Here is a 25185-nt window from a genome sequence, read left to right as displayed (position 1 = left end):
ATGCAAACTCTTCAATCGATTCACCGGCGCCGGCTGCTTGGCGCGGTCGCCGCATCCATCGCGATGCCCGCGCTGAGCGTGCGCCACGCATTCGCCAAAGAGGAAACGCGCAGTATGAGTACGACCAGCAATTACCTGCCGGTTCGGGCAGAGTGGCTTGCATCCGGAACGGAAGCGGCGCTCGAACCGGAGATGCCGATCATCGACGCGCATCACCACTTTTATGAGCGCCCGGGTTGGACGTATTTGCTCGACGAGTATCTCGAGGATGCACGGTCCGGGCACAACATTACCGCGTCTGTCTTCATGCAGGCGCTTACGCGGTACCGCACCACGGGTCCGGAACCGATGCGGCCGATCGGCGAAGTGGAGTATGTGGCTCAAGTCACCGCGCCGATGCAGGAAGAGAAGCCGCAGGTAGCGAAGGGCATCGTCGGATACGCGGATCTCCGTCGCGGCGCTGCCGTGCGAGACGTACTCGAAGCGGAACTCGAGGCCGGCGACGGCCGCTTGCGCGGTGTACGGCACCTCGTAACCTGGGATGCGGACGCCACGCTAGTGAACCCGCTTTCGGCAGTTCCTCGCGGGCTTCTGCTCGACTCCGGTTATCGTGCGGGCGTCGCGCAGTTGAAAGCCTTGGGCCTCTCCTACGACGCATGGCTGTTCTTCCCTCAGCTTCCCGAATTGTTCGATTTGGCGAAGGCAAATCCCGACACGCCGTTCATCGTCAATCACTGCGGGGGAGTGGTCAGAATCGCCAGCTACGCGGATCAGCGCAAGGAGGTCTTTGATGCATGGTCGCGTTCGATGCGCGAACTTGCGCGGTTGCCGAACGTTTATGTGAAGGTGGGCGGACTCGGAATGCGTATCAACGGTTTCGACTTCGAAAAAGGTGAGCGGCCACCTTCATCGATTGAATTGTCCGAAGCCTGGAAGCCGTGGATGCTGACCTGCATCGAAGCGTTCGGCGCGGATCGCTGCATGTTCGAAAGCAATTTTCCGGTCGATAAGGGTTCTTACCCGTTCAGTAACGGCTGGAACGCGTTCAAGCGATTGACTTCACAGGCAAGTGCTGAGGAACGTCAGGCGTTGTTTCGGGGGACGGTTTCGAGGGTGTATCGCCTGGGCTGAGTTGGCTGAGCTGTCAGGGGCGAGATCGCCCCTGACCCGCAAGCGTCACCGCGTTTGACCCACCAGCGCCATCAGAGAACCAATCCGGACTCTTCACAGCAGAATCGGGACTTTGCCCTTCGAAACCTTCTTCAAATTTAAGCCGGATTTTTCTGGCCTGCGCTATTTTCACCGCTCGGCACACCGGACAGCAGCTTCCGGTCCGAATGATGCTCTCGGGCCTTGCACTCCAGGTATGCCCGTCCATGCATTGCCATTCCAACGGCGTGATGGTGTTGACGTCGGTCTCCGACAAACACTTGCCACCGTGCATCGCAGCGGCGTCGTGCATCTTCTCAACGCCTAGACGTGTCCGTTCGACCGCACAAGTCCGGCACCAATGGCCGATCATGATCTTCACGGGCTTCGCCTGCCACGTATGCCCCTTTGCACATTCCCAGCGCAATAGGACACTATTGTTTGTGTAATCGTCGGACAGGCACTTTCCGCCGTAACCTGCGGCAAATTTCGTGCGTGTTTCCAATGCCCAGACGCTTGCGATCGAAGGCACACACCGGACACCGGCTTCTGTTGACCTTACCGAGCTTGGCACGCCAGCGATGTCCTTCTTCGCACTGCCAAAGCAGAGACGTTTGCGCATCGGTATAGTGCTTCGAAACACAGCGCCCGCTATGTTTTGCTGCCAGTACCTGCATATCGTTCTGCATTCGCTCGACAGGCATAGCACGCCGCGCTCCTCGGCGATCTCGCAAATATGCTCAAGCGTATCGGCAAGCGTGAACGTCTCTTGAACCGGCGGCGGTGAGATGCGCGAGTGTCAAAAAGCCCGAGTGGGTCACGTGACCCACTTTGTCCCCGAGTGTCCCCGAAAGCGCCTTATCAGGGACGCAAATCCGCTAACCCCCTGATACTTTTGAGCAAGTGCTGGTGGGCCGGGTGGGGCTCGAACCCACTATCGGTCGATTATGAGTCGACAGCTTATACCAGTTAAGCTTCCGGCCCTGTGCAGGCAGAGCGTGCAAAAAGAAAGCGCCGCAAACGGCGCTTCCTGTCACTTCAGATCATTGCGCGAGGCGACTACGAAGGGTAGCGAGTTTGCCTCACAACGCCTCTCAAAACAAGTCCCGTCAGTTGCCTTCGAGGAACGACTTCAACTTGTCCGACCGGCTCGGATGCCGCAGCTTGCGCAGCGCCTTCGCCTCGATCTGGCGAATCCGCTCACGCGTCACGTCGAACTGCTTGCCGACCTCTTCCAGCGTGTGATCCGTGCTCATCTCGATCCCGAACCGCATGCGCAGCACCTTCGCCTCGCGCGGCGTCAGCGAATCGAGCACGTCCTTCACGACGTCGCGCATCGATGCATGCAGCGCGGCATCGGACGGCGCCACCGTGTTCGTATCCTCGATGAAATCGCCGAGATGCGAATCGTCGTCGTCGCCGATCGGCGTTTCCATGGAGATCGGCTCCTTCGCGATCTTCATGATCTTGCGGATCTTGTCCTCGGGCATTTCCATCTTCTCGGCGAGCGTCGCCGGATCCGGCTCGAGCCCGGTCTCCTGCAAGATCTGCCGCGAAATACGGTTCATCTTGTTGATCGTTTCGATCATGTGGACCGGAATGCGAATGGTGCGCGCCTGATCCGCGATCGAACGCGTGATCGCCTGACGAATCCACCACGTCGCGTACGTCGAAAACTTGTAGCCGCGACGATATTCGAACTTGTCCACCGCCTTCATCAAGCCAATGTTGCCTTCCTGGATCAGATCGAGGAACTGCAGGCCACGATTCGTGTACTTCTTCGCGATGGAAATCACGAGGCGCAGATTCGCCTCCGTCATTTCGCGCTTCGCCTGACGCGCCTTCAACTCGCCCGCCGCCATCTGACGGTTGGTTTCCTTCAGATCCTTCAACGGCAGAACGACGCGCGCCTGCAAATCCAGCAGACGCTGCTGCTGCTCGCGGATCGCCGGAATATTGCGCTCCAGCACCGCGCTGTACTCGTGACCCTCGGCGACGACCTTGTCGGACCATTCGAGATCCGTCTCGTTGCCGGGGAATCGCGTGATGAACTCGGCGCGCGGCATGCCGCACTTGTCGACAACCGTATGCAGGATCTGCCGCTCGACCTGACGCACTTCGTCCACTTGCGCGCGCAGCGTATCGCACAGGCGCTCGACGGTACGCGCGGTGAAGCGAATGTTCATGAGCTCCGTCTGAATGGCTTCCTGCGCCTTCAGATATGCCTTCGATTTATAGCCTTCCTTCTCGTAGGCGCGGCGCATCTTGTCGAACCATTCGCTGATGAGCGCGAACTTCTCGAGCGACTGGAGCTTGAGTGCTTCGAGTTGAGCGGCGTTCGCGCTTGCCTGCGCGCTGCCGTCGTCCTCTTCTTCCTCTTCCTCTTCGCCCTCTTCCGCGGTCTCTTCTTCTTCCGATTCGATCGCTTCCGCTTCCTGCTCGGAGAAGCCATCGGTGTCCTGCGCGTTCGGATCGATCAGGCCGTCGACGAGTTCATCGACGCGCACTTCCTCGTTCTGCACGCGCTCGGCCATCGCGAGAATGTCGGCGATGGTCGTCGGGCACGCGGAGATCGCCATGACCATGTGCTTGAGGCCGTCTTCGATGCGCTTCGCGATCTCGATTTCGCCTTCGCGCGTCAACAGTTCGACGGTGCCCATCTCGCGCATGTACATGCGGACCGGATCGGTCGTGCGGCCGAATTCGGAATCGACCGTGGAAAGCGCGACTTCGGCCTCTTCCTCGACTTCGTCGTCGGACGACGCGTTCGGCGCGTTGTCGTTCAGCAGCAGCGTTTCGGCATCGGGCGCTTGCTCGTACACCGCCACGCCCATGTCATTGAACGTGCTGATGATGCCTTCGATCGCCTCGGTTTCCGTGAAGTTGTCCGGAAGGTGGTCGTTGATCTCGCCGTAGGTGAGGAAGCCGCGCTCCTTGCCGAGCTTGATGAGCGCGCGCAGCTTGCCGCGCCGCTCTTCCAATTCCTCGACGGTGCCGGGCGCGCTCGACGAGAACGCGTCCTTCAGCAGCGCTTTTTCCTTCGCGCGGCGATCGCGGGCCTTCGCCTTTTCGACCTTCGCCGCAGGAGCGGCGCCAGACTCTGCGTTTTGCATTGCGTCGTCTTCGACGGATACATCGTTCAGCTTTTTCGTCATGGAGTTCGCCATACCGGCTTTAGTCTCGACTCGCGGCTGCTGGACAACAGCCGATGGAACCGTGAATACCCAATACGCGCACGCTGCTTCGTCCTGCGTGCCCTGCCCGGGGCGCCATCGCGGTTCGGACGAGTGTGAATCGTCTCCTCGCCCTACCCTCGATAGCAGCCGCTTCCCTTGCGCCCGTCTGTTCGCCGGCGTGCTTATCGGCCCGTTTCGTGTGACTTATGCGGCGTGTGCCACCTTCGTCGCCTACGGCCCATTCAGCCAGCGCCTTCCTGCTTCGCTTCCCTCTGCAAACAACTTCACATGCCCTTTGCCCACTGCTCGACTGCTGCCGCCCATCTACCGTGAAAAAACGACGAAAGCGCCTGAACAGTTGACAAAAAGCAATTCACTTGAACTTTTTATTATAGCATTCTCACCTTGCGCCATCCGCGCCGGCGCCCCGCCCAGCCTTGATCTGCGCCACTCTCGCCGACAACTCCGAGAACTCCGCGACCTCTTCCGCCGACAGACTCGATTGCCGCGCCAGTTGATCCAGCCGCGCCCGGTAGCTGTCGTGCCTCAGCTTCACCACTGTTGCTTGCAATTCTTCCGCCAGCAGACGCTTTTGTTCCTCGACTCGCTGCGCCGCGTCCTCATCGGACGGATCGCGCATCAGCAAATCGCGAACGTTTTCATCATAGGCGAGAATTTCCTGAAAGATATCGTCGTATGTGGGCGCGTTTGCTGCATTTCTCAAGATCTCCGACAGCAACTGGAACTGCGCGGCATCGCCGAGTTCGCGCGCGTGCGAGATCACTTCGCTGAACAATTCGCCGTGCTCGGTCATCGTTACGAGGGTGCGCTCGCTGTCCTGATCGAGCGAAACCGCGATGCCCGGATACATCACCAGATTGCGCAGCGCGCGCTGTTCCTGTCCGGTGACGCGGCGCCGCTCGCTCTTCGGCACGTTTGCCCGCGCGACGGCCGCAGCGCGCGAATCGATGTCGCATAGCGCGGCGATTTCGGTGAACGGCGTGTCGAGCCGGTCCGCGAGCATATGCAGGATCTGCACCCGCAACGCGTTTGCGGGCAGCGCCTGCAGCAGCGGTTTAGCGTCGAAGAGCGCTTTCGCTCGGCCTTCGGGCTGCTCCAGCTCCTTGTCGTTCAGTACCTCGTTCAGCAGGAACTGCGACAGCGGCATCGCGCGATCGACCTGCTCGCCGAACCCGTCCGTGCCGAACTCGCGCACGTAGCTGTCCGGATCGTGCTCCTTCGGCAGAAAGAGGAACTTGATGGTCCGGTTGTCCGCAGCGTGCGGCAGCGCCGCTTCCAGCGCGCGACGCGCGGCTCGCCGCCCGGCCGAATCGCCGTCGAAACTGAAGACGACGGTATCCGTCTGACGAAACAGCTTCTGCACGTGGATCGGCGTACACGCCGTGCCGAGCGTCGCCACGGCGTTCGCAAAACCCAGTTGAGCGAGCGCGACGACGTCCATATACCCTTCGACGACGAGCACGTAACCCAGTTCACGAATCGCCAAGCGCGCTTCGAACAGGCCGTACAGCTCGCTGCCCTTGCTGAACAGCGGCGTCTCCGGCGAGTTCAGATATTTAGGCTCGCCCCCGTCGAGCACGCGCCCGCCGAAGCCGATCACGTTGCCCTTCACATTGCGGATCGGGAACATCACGCGTTCGCGAAAACGATCGTAACGTCGCGCCTGTCCTTGAGAATCCGTTTTTTCGCTGACGATCACCAAACCCGACTCGACCAGGTTTTCATCCCGATAATCGGGAAAGGCCGCCTCGAGGTTCTGCCAGCCATCCGGCGCGTAGCCGAGCCCGAAGCGCGCGGCGACCTCACCGGTCAAGCCGCGCTTTTTCAGATATTCGATGGCGTTCGGCGCGCCGCGCAACTGCTTGCGATAGAAATCGCACGCCGTCTGCATGACGTCCGTCAACGCGACGCTGACCGCCTTGCTCGGTGCGCTGTCGCCGCCGCCACCGCGGAACGAGTTGGAAGGCTCCTGTGGAACCGTCAGGCCGGCGCCTTGCGCCAGGTCTTTCACGGCCTCGGGAAACGTGAGCCCGGTGTGCTCCATCAGAAAGCCGATCGCGGTGCCGTGCGCGCCGCAGCCGAAGCAGTGATAGAACTGCTTGGTCGGGCTGACCGTGAACGACGGGCTTTTCTCGTTGTGAAATGGGCAAAGGCCCATGAAATTCGCGCCGCCCTTTTTTAACTGGACGTAGCGGCCCACCACGTCGACGATGTCGACGCGGTTGAGCAAATCCTGCAGGAAAGCGTGCGGAATCACCGATCGAAAGCTGCGGGCGTTACTTGGCGAGTGCGGCTTTCACCTGCGCGGAGACGGCGGTCATGTCGGCCTTGCCGGCGAGCTTCGGCTTCAGCACGCCCATCACCTTGCCCATGTCCTGCGGCCCGGCGGCGCCGGTCGCGGCGACGGCTGCCTGGACTTCGGCAGCGATCGCTTCGGCGGAAAGCTGTTCGGGCATATACGCCGCCAGCACCGCCAGCTCCGCTTTCTCCTTGTCGGCGAGATCGGTGCGGCTCGCGGCTTCGAACTGGCTGATCGAATCCTTGCGCTGCTTGATCATCTTGTCGATGACGGCGGTGATGCCCGCGTCGTCGAGCGTGACGCGATCGTCGACTTCGCGCTGCTTGATTGCCGCGAGCAGCAGGCGAATCGTGCCGAGACGCTCGGTTTCCTTCGCGCGCATGGCAGTCTTCATGTCGTCGTTGATCTGGTCTTTGAGGCTCATCGTTCACCCGGTGCAATTGCGAAAGTTTGAATTCCGGCCGGCGCGCGGCGGTCCCGCGAAAGCAAAAACCCGCTTGGGAACGCCTCCTCAAGCGGGATTAGCAGACAGCCTTCCTGGCGCCAGCGGAAAGCGGAGAGAATCCTCCGATGACCGTCCGAGTATAGCAAACGGGTCCGCGTTTCGAGACTCGCCAAAACCCCCGGACGGACGCCCTCAGGCGGTCGTCGCCGCGTCTCGCGCGTACTCCGCGGCGGCCTTGCCCGCGGCGACGCCCGAAGCCCACGCCCACTGGAAGTTATAGCCGCCGAGCCAGCCGGTGACATCGACCGCCTCGCCGATGAAATACAGCCCCGCGACGCGCTCGCTCATCATCGTCGCGGATGAAAGCTCGCGCGTGTCGACGCCGCCGCGCGTGACTTCCGCCTTGCGATAGCCTTCGGTGCCGCTCGGCGTGAGCGTCCAGTCCGACAGCGATGCGCCGATCGCTTTCAGCGTGCGATCCGGCAGATCGGCGAGGCGCGCGTCGACCGGCACGCGCTGCGCTTCGAGCCACGCGTGCGCGAGACGCGCGGGAACGTGCTCGGCCAGAAAATTGCCGATCTGCTTTTTCGAGCCGGCTTTGGCTTCGATCAGCATGGCGGTCGGATCGAGGTCGGGAAGCAGATCGACGTGAATCGGCTCCGACGTGTTCCAGTAGCTCGAAATCTGCAGCACGCCCGGCCCCGACACGCCGCGATGCGTGAGCAGCAAGTCTTCGTCGAATTCGCCGCGCGTCTTGCCTTTGCCCGTGCTGATGCGAACCGGCAGCGAAAGCCCCGACAGCTGCGCGAACGGCGCCCAGTCGGCGGACGTGAACGTGAGCGGCACGAGCGCCGGACGCGTATCGACGAGCTTGTGGCCGAACTGCTTGGCGACGCGATAGCCGAAATCCGTCGCGCCGATCTTCGGAATCGACAGGCCACCGGTCGCGATCACGAGCGCCGCCGCGCCGATCGTGCCCGCGTTCGTATCGAGCGCGAAACGCGCGCCGTCGTGACGGACCTCATGCACGGCGACGGGACGCCGCCACGCGACGCGACCGGCATCGCACTCGCTTTTGAGCACGCCGATGATGGTCTCGCTGGAGTCGTCGCAGAAGAGCTGGCCCTTGTGCTTCTCGTGCCACTTCACGCGGTATTGCTTGAGCAGCGCGAGAAAATCGCGCGGCGTGTAGCGGGCGAGCGCGGAGCGGCAAAAATGCGGATTCGCCGACAGAAAATTGGCCGGCTGCGCGTTGATGTTCGTGAAGTTGCAGCGCCCGCCGCCGGAGATGCGGATTTTTTCGGCGAGACGCTCTGCGTGGTCGATGAGGACGACGCGGCGTCCGGATTGAGCGGCCACGGCCGCGCACATCATGCCGGCCGCGCCCGCGCCGATGACGGCGATATCGAAGGATTCCATGGCGCGCATTTTACCTTCGACACGCTCGATCACGCCCGCTGCTATACTTTTCTGTTCCTCTAACGCATTGAATCCATGCTAGTTCTAGGCATCGAAAGCTCCTGCGACGAAACCGGCCTCGCACTCTACGACACCGAGCGCGGCCTGCTTTCGCACGCCCTTCATTCGCAGATCGCGATGCATCGCGATTACGGCGGCGTCGTGCCCGAACTGGCTTCGCGCGATCACATCCGCCGCGCGCTGCCGCTGCTGGAGGAAGTGCTCGACAAGTCCGGCGCACAGCGCGGCGACATCGACGCCATCGCGTTCACGCAAGGGCCGGGGCTCGCGGGGGCGCTGCTCGTCGGCGCGAGCATCGCGAATGCGCTGGCGATGGCGTGGGACAAGCCGACCGTCGGCATCCATCATCTGGAAGGGCATTTGCTGTCGCCGCTGCTCGTCGACGCGCCGCCGCCCTTTCCGTTCGTCGCGCTGCTCGTGTCCGGCGGACACACGCAGTTGATGCGCGTGACCGATGTCGGCGTCTACGAGACGCTCGGCGAAACACTCGACGACGCCGCCGGCGAAGCCTTCGACAAGACCGCGAAGCTGCTCGGCCTCGGCTATCCGGGCGGGCCGGAAGTGTCGCGGCTCGCGGAATTCGGCACGTCCGGCGCGGTCGCGCTGCCGCGCCCGATGCTCCATTCCGGCGATCTCGATTTCAGCTTCAGCGGCCTGAAAACCGCCGTGCTCACGCACAGCCGCAAGCTCGGCAACAACGTCTGCGAGCAGGCCAAGGCCGATCTCGCGCGCGGTTTCGTCGATGCGGCCGTGGACGTGCTCGTCGCTAAATCGCTCGCCGCGCTGAAGAAAACGGGGTTGAAGCGGCTCGTCGTGGCGGGCGGCGTCGGCGCGAACCGGCAGTTGCGCGAGGCGCTGTCGGCGGCGGCGAAAAAGCGCCGCTTCGACGTGCATTACCCCGACCTTTCGCTATGCACCGACAACGGCGCGATGATCGCGCTCGCGGGCGCGCTGCGCCTGTCGCGCTGGCCGGAGCAGGCCGTGCGCGACTACGCGTTCACCGTGAAGCCGCGCTGGGATCTCACGTCGCTCGCGCGCGCCTGAGCCACTTTATCGAGGCGGATTGAACGGCTGCACGATCGCCTTGAAGACGGGCAGCGTTTCGCAGCGATCGCTATGGCCGATGAGCGTCGGCCAGCGCGTCGAGCTGAAAATTTCCGGATGCGCCTCGCGCGCGAAGCGCAGCGCGCAGGCCACGGCGATATCGGCGTGGCCGATTGCATCGCCGAACCAGTAAGGCGTCGCGCGCGCAGCGCGGTCCGCTTCCAGCGCATTCAACACACGCTCGACCTGCCCCGTGCAGCGATCGAGCCACGCCTGCGATTTCTCCTTGTGCAGCACGCGTTCGTAGACGAGCGCGACGGCCTTGTCGGCGAGACCGGTCGCGAGCGCGCAGACCTTCAGCGCCTGACGTCGCTCCGGCCCGCCCGATGGAATCAAAGCGCGCGCATCGCCCGCCTCTGCGTCGAGATAGTCGAGGATCATCGTGCTTTCGATGAGCGTATCGCCGGAATCGAGCACGAGCGTCGGCACGCGGCACAGCGGGTTGTACGGCGCGATCTTGTCGGCGTCGCCGAACACCGACCACGGGCGATGCTCGAACGCCATGTCGTAGAGCTTCAGCGCGATGCCGACGCGCCGCACGAACGGGGAATCGTATTGGCCGATGAGAATCAAGATGCGCTCCGCGTGGTGGTGATGACGTGGACGGCCAGTTTAAGCGCGCGCGGGCCTCGGAAACAACGGCCACGCGAGCGACGCGCACACGCCCGCCCCGAGCCAGACCATCGGCCAGGAACCGATCGCGAGCACGTGCGGAATGGCGAGCGGCGTCACGAAAAAGCCGACGAAGACCGCCGTGTTCGCCATGCCGAGCGCGGTGCCCGCGCGTTCGGTGCCCGCGAGCGTCGCCAGTTCCGTGTACGCGACGCCGTGCCATGCCGACACGCAGACGCCCGCGAGAATCAGCATCGCCGCGAGCAAAACGGGCCAATGGACCGCGCCGAGCGCCGTCGCGATACCGAGCACGACGAACGACGCGCACGCGACGATCGTCGATACGCGCAGGTACGTGCGGCGGTTGCGGTGCCGGTCGGTGTGGCGGCCGCTCCAGACGCGCATCGCGATCGCACCGATCTGGAGCGTGGCCATCGTCGCGCTGATCGCGGTCAGGCCGAATTGCGCGGCGTCGTGCATGAAGATCGTCGCGAAACTCAGCACCGCGAACTGCGGCACGCACAAGATGCCGATGCCCAGCACGACGCGCCAGACCAGCGCGTTTTTCAGCGGCGCGGCGCCTGCGCTCCGAATCGCCCGATGAACTGCTTCAGCCGGCTCGTGAAGCCAGCGCCAGGCGAAAATGCCGGACAGCGCGCACATCGCGGCGAGCGCGCCGAATACCGCCCCGAAACCATGCGACGACGCGAGCCACGGCAGCAACGCCGCGCCGATGCCGCCGCCGAGCGGCACAGCCGTCTGGCGAATGCTCATCGCGAGGCCGCGCTCGCCTTCGCCGAACCACGCCATCACCGCGCGTCCGCTCGACCCATTGACGCTGCCGCCGAGCAGGCCGAGCGCGCACATCGCGAAGACGAGCCAGCCGAAGCTCGCCGTCGCGGGCGTCGCGAACAAAGTCATCGCGACGAGCACCGCGGCCGTCGAAAAAAGACCGGTCAGCAGGACGGGACGGTCGCCCCACTTGTCGGTGAGAACGCCCCACGGCAATTCGGACAGCGCGACGCCCAAGCCTAGGGCGCCCAGCACGACGCCCAGTTGCCCGTTGCTCAGATGGTAGGCGCCGCGCACCCAGACGGCGGTCGTCGGAAAGCCCGTCGCCGCCGCCGACACGCTCGCGTTCGCCGCGACGCCCACGCCGAGCACTTTCCAGCGGTGTCCATCGCCGAGTGCGGTTTTGGTGTTCAAAGCGAGAGAAATGGCCATGTCGCAGTCCATCGAAAAGTTGACTGGGGCCAGTTTGAACGCTTAACATCATCCTGAAAATCGCAAAGTTTGCGACGGACCGTTCATCAAATCGGGACTGTCATCATGAGCCAGACAACCTTCGACCTCGCGGTGTTGCGCAGCTTCGTCGCGGGCGTGGACCTCGGGAGTTTCGCGAAAGCAGCCGATCGCGTCGGGCGTTCGACGTCCGCCGTCAGCGCCCAGATTCACAAGCTGGAAGAACAGGCGGGCACACCGCTGTTTCGCAAATCGGGACGCGGGCTCGCACTCACCGATGCCGGCGAGGTCATGCTCAACTACGCGCGGCGGCTCGTCGAGCTGAACGACGAAGCCGCAGTCGCGGTTCGCGGCGTCGATCTGGAAGGCTGGATCCGGCTCGGTCTGCAGGAAGATTTCGGCGAAGTCGTGCTGCCCGATGTGCTCGGACGCTTCGCGCGAGCGCACCCGAAAGTGCGGATCGAAGCGCGCGTCGCGCGCAATACGGAACTGCTGGAGCGCATCGGCGGCGCGCAGCTCGATCTCGCGCTCGTGTGGGGCGCGGCGGGCGTGCCGGATGAAAGTCAGGCGTCGAATCTGCCCGAGCCGATCGCCGCGCCGCCGATGCGCTGGATCGCGTCATCGACCGTTCCCTGGCATTTCGACGCCGACGAGCCCTTGCCGCTCATCGTTTTCGATCGGCCGTGTCTCTTCCACAGCGCGGCGGCGGCGGCGCTCGACCGTGCGGGCATCAAATGGCGTGTGGCGTTCACGAGCCCGAGCCTGTCCGGACTGTGGGCGGCGGCAGCGGCGGGACTCGGCGTGACGGTGCGAACGAGCTACGGCCTGCCGTCGACCGTTCGTCCGCTCGATGGCGGCGAAGGCGGTTTGCCCGCGCTGCCGTCGATTCCGCTCGCGCTGCATCGCGCGTCGGGAAAGGGCTCGCCGCTCGTCGAGCGGCTGGCGTCGCTCGTGGTGGAATCGGTGCGGGAAGCGCACGTTTCCGCGGAAACGGCGCTTGCCTAGACGTTCAGGCGTCGCGGCGCTTGTCGCGCTCGATCACGGCATACGCACTGTGATTGTGGATCGACTCGAAGTTCTCGGCTTCGAGCGTATAGGCGACGATGCGCGCGTCGGCGTTCAGGCGCGTCGCGACATCGCGCACGAGGTCCTCGACGAACTTCGGATTTTCATACGCGCGCTCGGTGACGAACTTCTCGTCCGGACGCTTCAGCAAGCCCCACAGTTCGCACGACGCCTCTTCCTCGGCGATGCGGATCAGTTCCTCGACCGGCATCTCGTCGGCCAATTCCGCCGCGATCGTGACGTGCGAGCGCTGGTTGTGCGCGCCGTACTGCGAAATTTTCTTCGAGCACGGGCACAGGCTCGTCACCGGCACGAGCACTTTGATCGACATGCGCGTGTCGCCGTCACGCCGTTCGGCGATAAACGTCACTTCGTAGTCCAGCAAGCTCTTCACGCCCGAGACCGGCGCGGTCTTCATGACGAAGTACGGCATCGTCACTTCGATACGGCCGGAGTGCGCTTCGAGCTTCGCCAGCATCAGCGAGAGCAATCCGCGCAGCGCGTGCTGATCGACCGGCAGCCGGTTCTCTTCCAGCAACGCGACGAAACGCGACATGTGCGTGCCCTTCTGTTCCGCGGGCAGATGCACGTCGAGGTTCCATACGCCGACGGTCGGCTTCAGCCCGTCTTCCGTCAGCACCGTCAGCGGATAGCGCACGCCCTTGACGCCGACGCGCTGAATCGCGATCTGACGCGTGTCGGGCGTGCTCTGGACGTCGGGCATCACGAAGGCGGGATTCATCTGATTCATTTGTTTTGTCCTTATGCGCCGCGCGTCGCGCAAGACGCGAGCGGGTCGATACGTTCAAGCGCACACGGCGCGGGACGATGCCCGCGCCGTGTGCCAAAGCGTTGATGCACGGCGCACCCCGAGCGCGCCGTTCGAGCGAAGCGTCGTCAGGCGACGCGCTTCGTCAGCTTCCCTGCGTTGGCGCTTTCGATTGCGTCGATAAAGCGCTCGCGAATCGACTTGGCGATGCCAGCCGCGTCCAGTCCGACGCTCGACAGCAGCTTGGCCGGATCGCCGTGATCGATGAACACGTCCGGCAAGCCGAGTTGCAGCACGGGCTTTACGATGGAGCTTGCAAGCAGCGCTTCGACGCACGCGGAACCCGCGCCGCCCATGATCGTGCCTTCTTCGATCGTGACGATCGCGTCGTGCGTGGCGGCGAGTTCGCGCAGCAGATCGGCGTCGACCGGTTTCACGAAGCGCATGTTGGCGACGGTCAGATCCAGTTCCTCGGCGGCGGCGAGCGACGGCGCGACCATCGTGCCGAACGCGCAAATCGCGATGCGCTTGCCCGAGCCCAGCTTTTGCGACGACTCGCGGCGAATCTCGCCCTTGCCGACCGGAATCGCGGTCATCTGCTTGACCGTCGCCACGCCGGTGCCCGCGCCGCGCGGATAGCGCACGGCCGTCGGGTTCGGCTGCTGCAGCGCCGTGTAGAGCATCTGGCGGCACTCGTTTTCGTCCGACGCGGCCATCACCGTCATGTTCGGGATGCAGCGCAGGAACGCGAGATCGTAGTTGCCCGCGTGCGTCGCGCCGTCCGCGCCGACGAGGCCCGCGCGATCGATCGCGAACACGACTGGCAGATTCTGCAGCGCGACGTCGTGGATCAGTTGGTCATACGCGCGTTGCAGGAAGGTCGAATAGATGGCGACGACCGGCTTCATGCCGTCCGCGGCCAGGCCGCCCGCGAAGGTCACCGCGTGCTGTTCGGCGATGCCGACATCGAAATAGCGGTCCGGGAAGCGCTTCTCGAACTCGACCATGCCCGAGCCTTCGCGCATCGCCGGCGTGATGCCGACCACGCGCGAGTCTTGCGCTGCGGCGTCGCACAGCCATTCGCCGAACACCTGCGTGTAAGTCTTCTTCGATGGCGCCGTCGACGGCTTGATGCCTTCAGCCGGATTGAACTTGCCCGGACCGTGATACAGCACCGGATCGGCTTCCGCGAGCTTGTAGCCCTGGCCTTTCTTCGTGACGACGTGCAGGAATTGCGGGCCGCGCAGTTCCTTGATGTTCTGCAGCGTCGGGATCAGCGAATCGAGATCGTGACCGTCGATCGGGCCGATGTAGTTGAAGCCGAACTCCTCGAATAGCGTGGCCGGGACGATCATGCCCTTCGCGTGCTCTTCGAGCTTGCGCGCGAGATCGAGCACGGGCGGCGCATGGCGCAGCACGCGTTCGACGCCCGCGCGCGCGGCGGCGTAGAAACGGCCCGACATCAGACGCGCGAGATGGCGATTCAACGCGCCGACCGGCGGCGAAATCGACATGTCGTTGTCGTTGAGGATGACGAGCAGCGGCACGTCGTCGGCGACGCCCGCGTTGTTCATCGCTTCGAAGGCCATGCCCGCGGTCATCGCGCCGTCGCCGATCACGGCGATCGAAAAGCGGTTGTCGCCCTGCAGCTTGTTGGCGATCGCCATGCCGAGCGCAGCCGAAATCGACGTGCTCGAATGCGCGGTGCCGAAGGTGTCGTATTCGGATTCGGCGCGGCGCGGGAAACCGGAGATGCCGCCGAGCTGGCGCAGCCCCGGCATCTGATCGCGGCGGCCGGTCAGGATCTTGTGCGGATACGTCTGATGACCGACGTCCCAGACGATGCGGTCATTAGGCGTATCGAACACATAGTGCAACGCGATGGTCAGCTCCACCGTGCCCAGATTGGACGACAGATGGCCGCCCGTCTGGGACACGCTATCGAGCACGTAGGCTCGCAGCTCGTCGGCCAGCGGTTGCAATTGGCGGCGATCGAGGGCGCGGAGATCGGCCGGATCGTCGATGGTTTTCAGCAAGTCGTACATCGTCGTCCCATTTTAGGAAAACTGGCGTGATTCGTTCGGTGCGATTGTTTCTTTCTTCGCACCGTGGGGTTCGTCACGCGTTCAACAATCAATTCACCCGGTTCACGACCAGGTCGGCAAGCTCGGCGAGACGCTGGCCGCGCGCGCCGAACGGCTCGATCGCGGCGTGCGCGTCGCGGCCCAGTTGCGCAGCGAGTTCGCGCGACGCATCGAGCCCGATGATCGATACGTAAGTGGGCTTGTCGTGCTGCGCGTCCTTGCCGGCGGTCTTGCCGAGCGTGGCGGAATCGGCGGTGACGTCCAGGATGTCGTCGACGACCTGGAATGCGAGACCGATCGCTGCCGCATACCGATCCAGCGACGTCAGCGCTTCCGCGCCCGGATGCGTGCCCGCGAGCGCGCCCATGCGGACCGATGCGCGCAGCAGCGCACCTGTTTTCTTGCGATGCATCGTCTCGAGCTCGGGGCGCGACAGCTTGCGGCCGACGCTTTCCAGGTCGATCGCCTGACCGCCCGCCATGCCGAGCGAGCCGCTCGCGACCGCCAGCTCGCGCACGAGCGCGGCTTGCTGGGCATCGCTCAAACCGTTGCCTTCCGCCGTCAATGCGACGAACGCCTGCGATTGCAGCGCGTCACCGACGAGCAGTGCCGTCGCTTCGTCATATTGGATGTGTACGGTAGGCTTGCCGCGACGCAACGCGTCGTCATCCATGGCGGGCATATCGTCATGCACCAGCGAATAGACGTGGATCATCTCGAGTGCCGCGCTCGCCGCTTCGACGGCCTGCGCGCTCGCGCCGGTCAGCTCGCCCGCCGCGTGGACGAGCAGGGGCCGCACGCGCTTGCCGCCGCCCAGCACCGCGTAGCGCATGGCTTCGTGCAGGCGCGCCGGCGCGACGTCCGTGCCCGGAAGATAGTGTTCCAGCGCCGTCTCGACGCGATCGAGCGTCGCGCGCATCCATTGTTCGAAGGTCATAGGTCGTCGTCCCCGTCGTCGTTCGTCGCTCCGGCACCCTGCGTGGCGCGCTGCACCTCGGCGGGCAACGGTTTGAGCGTCTCGCCATCGAGAACGCGTACCTGCTGCTCAACTTTTTCGAGTTGCTGTTGGCAAAAGCCGACAAGCGCTGCGCCGCGGCGGTATGCCGCAAGCGATTCCTCGAGGCTCAGCGCGCCCTCTTCCATGCGCGCGACGAGCGATTCGAGTTCTGCCAGCGCCGCCTCGTAATTCTCGGGAAGCGGGGCGGCGTCCGCGCTCTGTGCGCTTGCGCCGGTTTGCTCGCCTGTTTCCTGGACAGCGGTCTTCGCCATGAATCGTGGATGTGCAATTGAATTTTTGGAACCAAGTCGCACATTCTACGGCAAAAGCCAAATTTTCGACCCGCATCCCGTCCACGCGGGACCGTCGAGATTGCTTTGCCGGATTCTCCGCCAATCGGGAAGGAACGTGCGATTCAAGCGCGCGGGCGCAACGATTGCGAGGAACTCTCGCGACAATTTATACCCAAATCAAGACCTTAAGCACCCCAAGGATGCGGATTTCGGTATAATCGCGGGCTCCCTAAATCGAATCTTCGATGGTTGGGTTGTTCACTGCTTTCACGTCTTAACGGGAGTGGGAATGTCCAATCTGAGCAATGCATTGCAGCTGAACGCCATTCACAGTCAGCTGCCAGTCACGGCTTACTTTGACGAAGCGCTTCTTACGCGCGAACTCGACACACTTTTCAAGCAAGGTCCACGCTACGTCGGGCACGAACTCATGGTTCCCGAAGCGGGCAACTATTTCGCGCTTCCGGGCGAAGGCGAAGGGCGCGTGCTCGTCCGCAATCAGCAGAACAATATCGAACTGCTGTCCAACGTGTGCCGCCATCGCCAGGCGATCATGCTCAATGGCCGCGGCAGCGCGGACAACATCGTCTGCCCGCTGCATCGCTGGACCTACGATCTCAACGGTCAACTGCTCGGCGCGCCGCATTTCGCGGACAAGCCTTGCCTGAACCTCGGCAAGACTTCGCTGCAGAACTGGCAAGGCCTGCTCTTCGAATCGGAGGGCCGCAACGTCGCCGCGGATCTCGCGCGGCTTGGCACCGCAAAGCACTTCGACTTCTCGGGCTTCATGTTCGATCACGTCGAAGTGCACGAGTGCAATTACAACTGGAAGACGTTCATCGAAGTCTATCTCGAGGACTATCACGTCGCGCCGTTCCATCCGGGACTCGGCAGCTTCGTGTCGTGCGACAACCTCGAGTGGGAATTTGGCGACTGGTACAGCGTCCAGACCGTGGGCGTCCACAAGAACTTGGAAAAGCCGGGCAGCCCGACGTATCGCAAGTGGCACGACGAAGTCCTGCGCTTTCGCAACGGCGCGCCGCCCGAGTTCGGTGCGATCTGGATGGTGTATTACCCCGGTCTGATGATCGAGTGGTATCCGCATGTGCTGATCGTCTCGTGGCTGATTCCACAAGGCACGCAGAAGACGACGAACATCGTCGAGTTCTATTACCCCGAGGAAATCGCGCTTTTTGAGCGTGAGTTCATCGAGGCCGAGCGCGCTGCGTATATGGAAACCGCGCGTGAGGACGACGAAATCGGCGAGCGCATGGACGCGGGCCGGCGCGCGCTGATGTCGCGCGGCGAGAATCAGGTCGGGCCGTATCAGAGCCCGATGGAATCCGGCATGCAGCACTTCCACGAGTTCTTGCGGCATCAGCTCGGCGCGATCTGATATAGGCCGTTCGGCCAGAGTTACGAAAAGGCGGGCTTTCAGGCCCGCCTTTTTGTTTAGACTAACGGTTCAAGTCTCGCACATGAGCGACGCACAGGAGCCGTCATGCCGCACACCCACTACACCACGCTCATCTCGGCGGCGAATCTCGCCGAACGGCTCGCCGCCGCGCCCGGCAGCATGCTCGTCTTCGATTGCCGCTTCGATCTGGCCGCGCCCGAATCCGGCGAAGCGGCCTATGCGCAAGGGCATATTCCCGGCGCGCACTATCTTCATCTGGATCGAGATCTGTCCGGCGTCAAGACGGGCACGAACGGGCGTCATCCGCTGCCGGAGCGCGCCGCGCTCGTCGCCAAACTGGCCAGCTTCGGCCTGAACGAGGGCCAGCAAGTAGTCGCGTACGATGCCCACGGCGGCATGTACGCCGCGCGTCTCTGGTGGCTGCTGCGCTGGCTCGGGCACGATTCCGTCGCGTTGCTCGACGGCGGCCTGCAGGCCTGGGAAGCCGCGGGCAATCCGCTCGATACCGCCGTACCGCCGAAGACGCAGGGCACGTTCAAGGCCGGCGCGCCGCTTCAGGTGACGATCGACGCCCCGGCGATCGAGCGCAGCATCGGCACGCGCGATCATCTGCTGATCGATGCGCGCGCCGCCGATCGTTACCGCGGCGAGAATGAGACGATCGATCCTGTCGGCGGGCACATTCCCGGCGCGCTGAATCACTTTTTCAAGAACAATCTGACGGCGGAAGGCCGCTTCAAGACCGCGCACGAACTGCGCGAGGCGTTCGGTTCGCTCGTCGGCACGACGCCGGCGGACCGCGTCGTCCTGCAATGCGGCTCGGGCGTGACGGCATGCCATAACGCGCTCGCGATGGAGATCGCCGGCCTGCACGGCGCGGCGCTCTATCCCGGCTCGTGGAGCGAGTGGAGCGCCGATCCGGGCCGGCCCGTCGCGACCGGCCCGAATCCGTGAACGCCGTTATTTGACGCCGTGCTCGCGGAACCACGCGAGCGCGCGCTTCCATCCGTCCTCGGCGTCGGCTTTGCGATAGCTCGGCCGATAATCCGCGAAGAACGCATGCGGCGCGTCGTCGTACACGACGAACTGCGAGTCTTTCGCGGGCGGCGGGTCGTTCGCGAGCGCCTGTTTCATCTGCTCGATCGTATCCTGCGGGATGCTCTGATCCTGCCGGCCATATAGGCCGAGCACCGGCACTTTGAGCTGGCTCGCGAGGTCGATCGGATTGGCCGGCGTGTTTTCGGTCTTGTTGCCGACGAGCCGTCCGTACCACGCCACGGCCGCCTTCACATTGGGATTGTGCTCGGCATAGAGCCAGGTGATGCGCCCGCCCCAGCAAAACCCGGTAATGCCGACGCGCTTCGGATCGCCGCCATGCTCGCCCGCCCATTTGACCGTCTGATCGATGTCGGAGATCACTTGTGCATCGGGCACTTTCGACACGAGTTGTTCGTTGAGCTGCTGCATCGACTTGTAGGCCGATGCATCGCCCTGACGCGTGTAGAGATCCGGCGCGATGGCGAGATACCCCTGCTTGGCGAAGCGCCGGCAGACGTCGGCGATATGCTCGTGCACGCCGAAAATCTCGTGAATCACGATGATGACCGGCAAATGCGTCTTGCCTTTGGGCTGCGCGCGGTACGCCGGCACGAGCGTGCCATCCGCGCCGCGTATGCCGATGGCGCCGGCTTCCAGCCCATCGCTGTCGGTGTGAACGGTTTGCGCGGACACCGGCAGCACGGCGGCCGCGAAGCCGGTGCCGAAGGTCGCCTTGATGAAATTGCGTCGGTTGAACGGGACGTGCGGAATGAGGCTGTCGACTTCAGGGTCTAGCATACGAAGCTCCCGCGGCAATGCCGTCGCGGCGCGTACTCGATCGCGCGACGGCGAGGATCGTTGAAATCCGCGCGACGCGATCAAGGCGTCACGACGCGCGGCGCTGCACGACGATGAACGCGCGTTATGCATTAAGCGCGCCGCTCATTCTAAACAGCTTTAAACGAACGGCGCAGCGGATCTGTTCCGTCAGTGCAGCTTGACACGCGGGGCGGTGGAACGGCGCAGCCAGTGCGCGACAGTATCGAGCACCATGCGCGCATAGCCGTGCAGCGCGGCCACATGCAGGCGATACAGCGACATGTACATGAAGCGCGCGAAGAGGCCTTCGATCAGCATGTTGCCGCCGATCAACCCGCCCATCAGATTGCCGACCGCGCTGTAATGGCCGAGCGACACCAGCGAGCCGAAATCGCGATACGTGTACTCGGGCAACGGCTTGCCCTGCAACATCCGCTCGAACGACTTGAAGAGGAAGCTCGCCTGCTGATGCGCGGCCTGCGCGCGCGGCGGAACGTTGCGCTCGTTGCCGGGCCACGGACACGCGGCGCAATCGCCGAGCGCGAAGACGTTCTCGTCGGTTTCGGTTTGCAGCGTGCGGCGCACGACGAGCTGGCCGAGACGATTGGTCGGAAGTCCGTCGAGATTGTTGAGAATCGCGGGCGCCTTGATGCCCGCCGCCCAGACTGTGAGATCCGCGCGAATCGTCTTGCCGCTCGCCGTGCGGATCGTGTCGCGCGAGACCTGCGCGACGGTTTCGCCCGTCATCAGCTTTACGCCGAGCTTCATCAGCAGTTCCGCCGTCGCGCTGGACACGCGTTCCTGCAATGCGGGCAGAATGCGTGGCCCGGCCTCGATCAGCACGATGCCGATATCGTGCTTCGGATCGAGCTTGTGCAAGCCGTATGCGGAAAGCACTTGCGCGGTATTGCGCAATTCCGCCGACAATTCGACGCCCGTCGCGCCCGCGCCGACGATCGCCACCTGAATGCGCGGCACGGGATCGACGCCGGGCTCTTCGTCGACTTCGTCCACGCCCGCCGCGACGGGTTCCGGTGCGAAATGCTCCGCGCGCATGCAGGCCGCGATCAGGCGCTTGCGGAAGAGCTCCGCCTGACCGACGGTATCGAGCGCGATCGAATTCTGCTGCGCGCCTTCGACGCCGAAGAAATGCGTCGTGCTGCCGATCGCGATGACGAGCGTGTCGTACTCCAACTCGCGCTCGGGCAGCAGTTCGCCGGCTTCTTCGTCGCGCAACGCGCCGATCGTGATGCGCCTCGCCGCCCGATTCAGTCCGACGAGTTCGCCCTGCTGAAACTCGAAGCCGTGCCACAGGGCTTGTGCCGCGTATTCGAGTTCCTGCGTGAAGGGATCCATGCTGCCCGCCGCGACTTCATGCAGGAGCGGTTTCCAGATATGCGTCGGGTTGCGGTCGACGAGCGTGACTTGCGCTTTCGGCGGCGTTTTGGAATCCGTCGAGCCGAAACGGTCGCCGAGACGAGTTGCGAGTTCGAGGCCGCCTGCGCCTCCGCCGATGATGATGAAGCGATGCATGGAACTCTCCCTGTGCTTTTATATTCGATCGGCCTTCGTGCTTATCTTCCTCGATTGAAACATTGTGCGGAGCTTCGGTGACAGTCACAAGCGAGTCACCAACATGTCGGACATATGCGACATCCGCGCATATGTCCTTGCACCGGGAATTTCAGTGCGCTTCTTCCCAGTTGGTGCCGACGCCCACTTCCGCGACGAGCGGCACTTTCAGCTTCGCGACGCCGCACATCAGTTCAGGTAAGCGCTTCCTGACCTCGGGCAGCGCCTCTTCGGGCACTTCGAGCACGAGTTCGTCGTGCACCTGCATGATCATCTTCGCGCCGATGCCCGACGCTTCGAGCCAGTCCTGCACCGCGATCATCGAGAGCTTGATGAGATCGGCGGCGGTGCCCTGCATCGGCGCGTTGATCGCCGCGCGCTCCGCCGCCTGACGGCGCGGCCCGCTGCCGCCATTGATCTCGGGCAGCCACAGACGCCGGCCGAACACAGTTTCGACGAAGCCGTTCGCCTTCGCGATCACGCGCGTATTTTCCATGTACGCGGCAACGCCGGGATAACGCGCGAAATAGCGGTCGATATAAAGCTTCGCCGCATCGCGCGTGATGCCGAGATTCGACGCGAGCCCGAACGAGCTCATGCCATAGATCAGGCCGAAGTTGATGACCTTCGCGATGCGGCGCTGATCGTTGTCGACTTCGAGCGGCGTGACGCCGAACACTTCCGACGCCGTCGCCCGGTGCACGTCTTCGCCTTCCCTGAACGCGCGCATCAGCGATTCGTCGCCGGAAATGTGCGCCATGATGCGCAGCTCGATCTGCGAGTAATCCGCCGATACGATCTTGCAGCCCGGCGATGCGATGAACGCTTCGCGAATGCGCCGCCCTTCGCCCGTTCGCACCGGAATGTTCTGCAAGTTCGGCTCGTTCGACGACAAGCGCCCCGTCACCGCGACGGCCTGCGCATAGTTCGTATGCACGCGTCCCGTCGATGCGTTGACCATGCGCGGCAGCTTGTCCGTGTAAGTGGACTTGAGCTTGGACAGCCCGCGATGCTCGAGCAGCACCTTCGGCAGCGGATAGTCTTCGGCGAGCTTCTGCAGCACTTCTTCATCGGTGGAAGGCGCGCCGCTCGGCGTTTTCTTCACGACCGGCAATTGCAGCTTCTCGAAGAAGATCTGGCCGATTTGCTTCGGCGAGCCGAGATTGAACTCGCCGCCCGCGAATTCGTACGCCTGCGCCTGCAAATCGATGAGCCGCTTCGCAATCTCGTTGCTCTGCGCTTCGAGCCGTTCGCGATCGATCAGGACTCCGTTTCGTTCCATCTTGCGCAGCACGCGCGAAGTCGGCATTTCGATGTCGCGATACACGCGCAACAAGCCTTCCTCCTGCGCCACTTGCGGATAGAGCGCCTGATGCAGACGCAACGTGATATCGGCGTCTTCGGCCGCATACGCGGAGGCTTTGTCGAGCGGCACTTCATCGAAGCCGATCTGCGATGCGCCCTTGCCCGCGACGTCTTCGTACTTGATCGTCTTCACGCCGAGATGACGCAACGCGAGGTTGTCCATGTCGTGCGGACGATGCGATTCCAGCACGTACGATTGCAGCAGCGTGTCGTGCTCGACGCCGCGCATTTCGATGCCGTAATTGGCGAGCACCTGCTCGTCGTACTTCAGATGCTGCCCGACCTTTTTCTTCGATGCATCTTCGAGCCACGGCTTGAGTTTCGCGAGCACTTCGTCGCGCGGCAGTTGCTCGGGCGCGTCCGGCCCGCGATGCGCGACCGGAATGTACGCCGCATGCCCCGGCTCGACCGAGAACGACATGCCGACGATCTGCGCGGTCATCGGATCGAGCGACGTGGTTTCGCTATCGAACGATGTGAGCTCCGCTTCATTGATGCGCTCGAGCCACGCATCGAACTGCTCCCATGTCTGCACCGTCTCGTAGTGATGCACGATTTCGGTGACTTCGGCGGGCGGCGTATCGGTCGGGCCTTCGACGGCATCGGCGATTTCGACTTCGCGCAGCCACGTCTTGAAGCCGTGACGCAGGAACACGTCGCGCAGTTCGTCGCGCGACTCGGGACGCGATTGAAGCGTCGCATCGATCGATTCGATTTGCGATGTGAGGTCGCATTCCGTGTGCACGGTAACGAGCTTTCGCGCCATCGGCAGGAAGTCCAGAGCCTTGCGCAGATTGTCTCCTACCGCACCCTTGATCTCGTTCGCATGCTCTACGATGCCATCAAGGGTTTCGTATTGCGTGAGCCATTTGATCGCTGTCTTGGGACCGCATTTTTCGACCCCCGGCACGTTGTCGACGGTATCGCCGATGAGCGACAGATAGTCGACGATGCGCTCCGGTGGCACGCCGAACTTCGTGAGCACGCCGGCGCGGTCGAGCGTTTCGTTGGTCATCGTATTGATGAGGGTGACATGATCCGTCACGAGTTGAGCCAGATCCTTGTCGCCCGTCGACACGATCACCTTCATGCCGCGCTTTTCGGCTTCGACCGCGAGCGTGCCGATGACGTCGTCCGCCTCGACGCGCTCGATCATCACGAGCGGCCAGCCGAGCGCGCGCACGGCGACGTGGATCGGCTCGATCTGCTTCGCGAGGTCTTCGGGCATCGAAGGGCGGTTGGCCTTGTAGTCGGCGTACCAGTCGTCGCGGAAAGTCTTGCCTTTGGCATCAAATACGCACGCGCTATACTCTGCATTGATTTCGCGCCGCAAGCGCCGCAGCATGTTGATCATTCCATACAGAGCGCCGGTGGGCCCGCCGTCGGGGCCTCGCAAGTCCGGCATTGCATGGTAGGCCCGGTACAAGTAACTAGAACCGTCGACCAATAGCAGGGTCTTACCTTCAAGACTTAGTTCTTCAGGCATTATGAACAAGAGAAAAGTGATTCCGAGTCTGCGATCGCTCGCAGATCAAGAGCGCGCGACGGCCAAGAAGGCTCGCGCATCGTGGCAGATGTTCACGATTATGGCAGAGTTTATCGAGGCGACCGAGTACCTCTCGGAGATCCGCCCTGCCATCAGCATCTATGGTTCGGCGCGTCTGAAACCGGAGTCGCCGTACTATCAGCTCACGATCGAAATCGCGCAGAAATTCTCCGACGCGGGCTTCGCCGTCATATCCGGCGGCGGGCCGGGCATCATGGAAGCGGCGAATAAAGGCGCGCACGCGGGCAAGTCGCCTTCGGTCGGCTTGAACATCGAGTTGCCGCACGAGCAATCGGGCAATCAGTGGCAGGACATTTCGCTCCGCTTCCGTCACTTCTTCACGCGCAAGGTCACGTTCGTGAAGAACTCGGACGCGGTCGTGGTGATGCCGGGCGGCTTCGGTACGCTGGACGAGCTCGCGGAAGTGCTCACGCTCATCCAGACGAAGAAGTCACGTCACGTTCCGATCGTGCTCGTCGGCGCGGAGTTCTGGGCCGGCCTGCTCGACTGGTTCAAGAACACGTTGCTGACCAACGGCGTCATCAGCGAAAAGGATCTCGACCTGATGCAAGTCATCGACGATCCGGATCAGGTGCTCGAAGCCGTGTTGCGCTTCTATGAGGATCGCGAGGAATCGGTCGAACAGCCGGCTGAGAGCAAGTCGGATGAGGATCGGATGTTCTATCTTTAATC

General features: G+C 63.2%; 20 protein-coding genes and 1 tRNA gene. 6 read left to right on the top strand and 15 right to left on the bottom strand.

All coding sequences use genetic code 11. The annotated features are described in order from the left end of the window. Nucleotides 1–1131, top strand: a complete 1131-nt coding sequence (locus tag NCR93_RS14680) for an amidohydrolase family protein (protein WP_239295363.1) — start codon at nt 1–3, stop codon at nt 1129–1131. Nucleotides 1132–1144: 13 nt separating this feature from the next. Here the strand turns inward: NCR93_RS14680 and NCR93_RS14675 are convergent, their stop codons facing one another. The 6 genes from NCR93_RS14675 to NCR93_RS14650 all read right to left on the bottom strand — a co-directional run bounded on the left by NCR93_RS14675 (nt 1145) and on the right by NCR93_RS14650 (nt 8509). Continuing rightward, nucleotides 1145–1531, bottom strand: a complete 387-nt coding sequence (locus NCR93_RS14675) for a hypothetical protein (protein ID WP_175982498.1) — start codon at nt 1529–1531, stop codon at nt 1145–1147. Between the two features lie 525 nt (nt 1532–2056). Next, nucleotides 2057–2133, bottom strand: a tRNA-Ile gene (locus NCR93_RS14670). Between the two features lie 125 nt (nt 2134–2258). After that, nucleotides 2259–4316, bottom strand: coding sequence for an RNA polymerase sigma factor RpoD (rpoD, locus tag NCR93_RS14665; RefSeq protein WP_075583507.1), 2058 nt, complete (start codon nt 4314–4316; stop codon nt 2259–2261). Nucleotides 4317–4725: 409 nt separating this feature from the next. Then, nucleotides 4726–6603 carry a DNA primase gene (dnaG, locus tag NCR93_RS14660; RefSeq protein WP_008353957.1) on the bottom strand — a complete coding sequence of 626 codons (1878 nt, stop codon included), beginning with the start codon at nt 6601–6603 and terminating at the stop codon, nt 4726–4728. A 19-nt stretch (nt 6604–6622) separates the two neighbouring features. Next, nucleotides 6623–7069 (bottom strand): GatB/YqeY domain-containing protein, encoded by a 447-nt coding sequence (locus NCR93_RS14655; RefSeq protein WP_008353959.1) that lies wholly within the window; start codon nt 7067–7069, stop codon nt 6623–6625. 213 nt (nt 7070–7282) lie between these two features. After that, nucleotides 7283–8509, bottom strand: a complete 1227-nt coding sequence (locus NCR93_RS14650; protein ID WP_175982499.1) for a BaiN/RdsA family NAD(P)/FAD-dependent oxidoreductase — start codon at nt 8507–8509, stop codon at nt 7283–7285. Nucleotides 8510–8584: 75 nt separating this feature from the next. Between NCR93_RS14650 and tsaD the strand changes: the two genes are divergently transcribed. Then, the gene (gene tsaD, locus NCR93_RS14645; RefSeq protein ID WP_175982500.1) at nt 8585–9613 is read left to right on the top strand and encodes a tRNA (adenosine(37)-N6)-threonylcarbamoyltransferase complex transferase subunit TsaD; all 1029 of its coding nucleotides are present in this window, start codon (nt 8585–8587) and stop codon (nt 9611–9613) included. 6 nt (nt 9614–9619) lie between these two features. Here the strand turns inward: tsaD and NCR93_RS14640 are convergent, their stop codons facing one another. After that, nucleotides 9620–10246 (bottom strand): glutathione S-transferase family protein, encoded by a 627-nt coding sequence (locus NCR93_RS14640; RefSeq protein WP_175982501.1) that lies wholly within the window; start codon nt 10244–10246, stop codon nt 9620–9622. Between the two features lie 39 nt (nt 10247–10285). Continuing rightward, the gene (locus NCR93_RS14635; protein ID WP_175982502.1) at nt 10286–11509 is read right to left on the bottom strand and encodes an MFS transporter; all 1224 of its coding nucleotides are present in this window, start codon (nt 11507–11509) and stop codon (nt 10286–10288) included. 105 nt (nt 11510–11614) lie between these two features. On the opposite strand from NCR93_RS14635, the gene NCR93_RS14630 reads away from it, so the two are divergent. Then, nucleotides 11615–12532, top strand: coding sequence for a LysR substrate-binding domain-containing protein (locus NCR93_RS14630; RefSeq protein ID WP_175982503.1), 918 nt, complete (start codon nt 11615–11617; stop codon nt 12530–12532). A gap of 4 nt (nt 12533–12536) precedes the next feature. On the opposite strand, the gene folE2 is transcribed toward NCR93_RS14630, so the two are convergent. The 4 genes from folE2 to NCR93_RS14610 form a co-directional block, all read right to left on the bottom strand. Beyond that, nucleotides 12537–13343, bottom strand: a complete 807-nt coding sequence (gene folE2 / locus NCR93_RS14625) for a GTP cyclohydrolase FolE2 (protein WP_175982504.1) — start codon at nt 13341–13343, stop codon at nt 12537–12539. 146 nt (nt 13344–13489) lie between these two features. Continuing rightward, a complete protein-coding gene (dxs, locus tag NCR93_RS14620; RefSeq protein WP_008353967.1) occupies nt 13490–15406 on the bottom strand; it encodes a 1-deoxy-D-xylulose-5-phosphate synthase in 1917 nt (638 codons plus the stop codon). 88 nt (nt 15407–15494) lie between these two features. Continuing rightward, the gene (locus NCR93_RS14615; RefSeq protein WP_008353968.1) at nt 15495–16382 is read right to left on the bottom strand and encodes a polyprenyl synthetase family protein; all 888 of its coding nucleotides are present in this window, start codon (nt 16380–16382) and stop codon (nt 15495–15497) included. Beyond that, entirely contained in the window at nt 16379–16714 is a 336-nt protein-coding gene (locus NCR93_RS14610) for an exodeoxyribonuclease VII small subunit (RefSeq protein WP_008353969.1), read from the bottom strand. The genes NCR93_RS14615 and NCR93_RS14610 overlap by 4 nt, the downstream gene beginning before the upstream one ends. 310 nt (nt 16715–17024) lie before the next feature. Here NCR93_RS14610 and NCR93_RS14605 point away from each other — a divergent pair, with 310 nt between their 5' ends. Beyond that, nucleotides 17025–18131: an aromatic ring-hydroxylating oxygenase subunit alpha gene (locus NCR93_RS14605; protein ID WP_175982505.1), complete on the top strand. Its 1107-nt coding sequence runs from the start codon at nt 17025–17027 to the stop codon at nt 18129–18131. Nucleotides 18132–18236: 105 nt separating this feature from the next. Further along, on the top strand, nt 18237–19106 hold the full coding sequence (locus tag NCR93_RS14600; RefSeq protein ID WP_175982506.1) for a sulfurtransferase: 870 nt from the start codon (nt 18237–18239) through the stop codon (nt 19104–19106). A gap of 6 nt (nt 19107–19112) precedes the next feature. Here NCR93_RS14600 and NCR93_RS14595 read toward each other — a convergent pair whose 3' ends face one another. The 3 genes from NCR93_RS14595 to polA all read right to left on the bottom strand — a co-directional run bounded on the left by NCR93_RS14595 (nt 19113) and on the right by polA (nt 24432). Further along, nucleotides 19113–19988: a dienelactone hydrolase family protein gene (locus NCR93_RS14595; RefSeq protein WP_175982507.1), complete on the bottom strand. Its 876-nt coding sequence runs from the start codon at nt 19986–19988 to the stop codon at nt 19113–19115. A 189-nt stretch (nt 19989–20177) separates the two neighbouring features. Then, nucleotides 20178–21542, bottom strand: a complete 1365-nt coding sequence (locus NCR93_RS14590; protein ID WP_175982508.1) for an NAD(P)/FAD-dependent oxidoreductase — start codon at nt 21540–21542, stop codon at nt 20178–20180. A 151-nt stretch (nt 21543–21693) separates the two neighbouring features. Beyond that, a complete protein-coding gene (gene polA / locus NCR93_RS14585; RefSeq protein ID WP_008353976.1) occupies nt 21694–24432 on the bottom strand; it encodes a DNA polymerase I in 2739 nt (912 codons plus the stop codon). Between the two features lies 1 nt (nt 24433). Here polA and NCR93_RS14580 point away from each other — a divergent pair, with 1 nt between their 5' ends. After that, a complete protein-coding gene (locus NCR93_RS14580) occupies nt 24434–25183 on the top strand; it encodes an LOG family protein (RefSeq protein ID WP_008353977.1) in 750 nt (249 codons plus the stop codon). Nucleotides 25184–25185 lie beyond the last annotated feature (2 nt).

The organism is Caballeronia sp. ATUFL_F1_KS39 (genome assembly GCF_023630985.1).
Classification (GTDB): Bacteria; Pseudomonadota; Gammaproteobacteria; order Burkholderiales; family Burkholderiaceae; genus Caballeronia; species Caballeronia zhejiangensis.
Note: the sequence above shows the minus strand (reverse complement) of the source record. Positions and strands in the feature narration are given on the sequence as shown.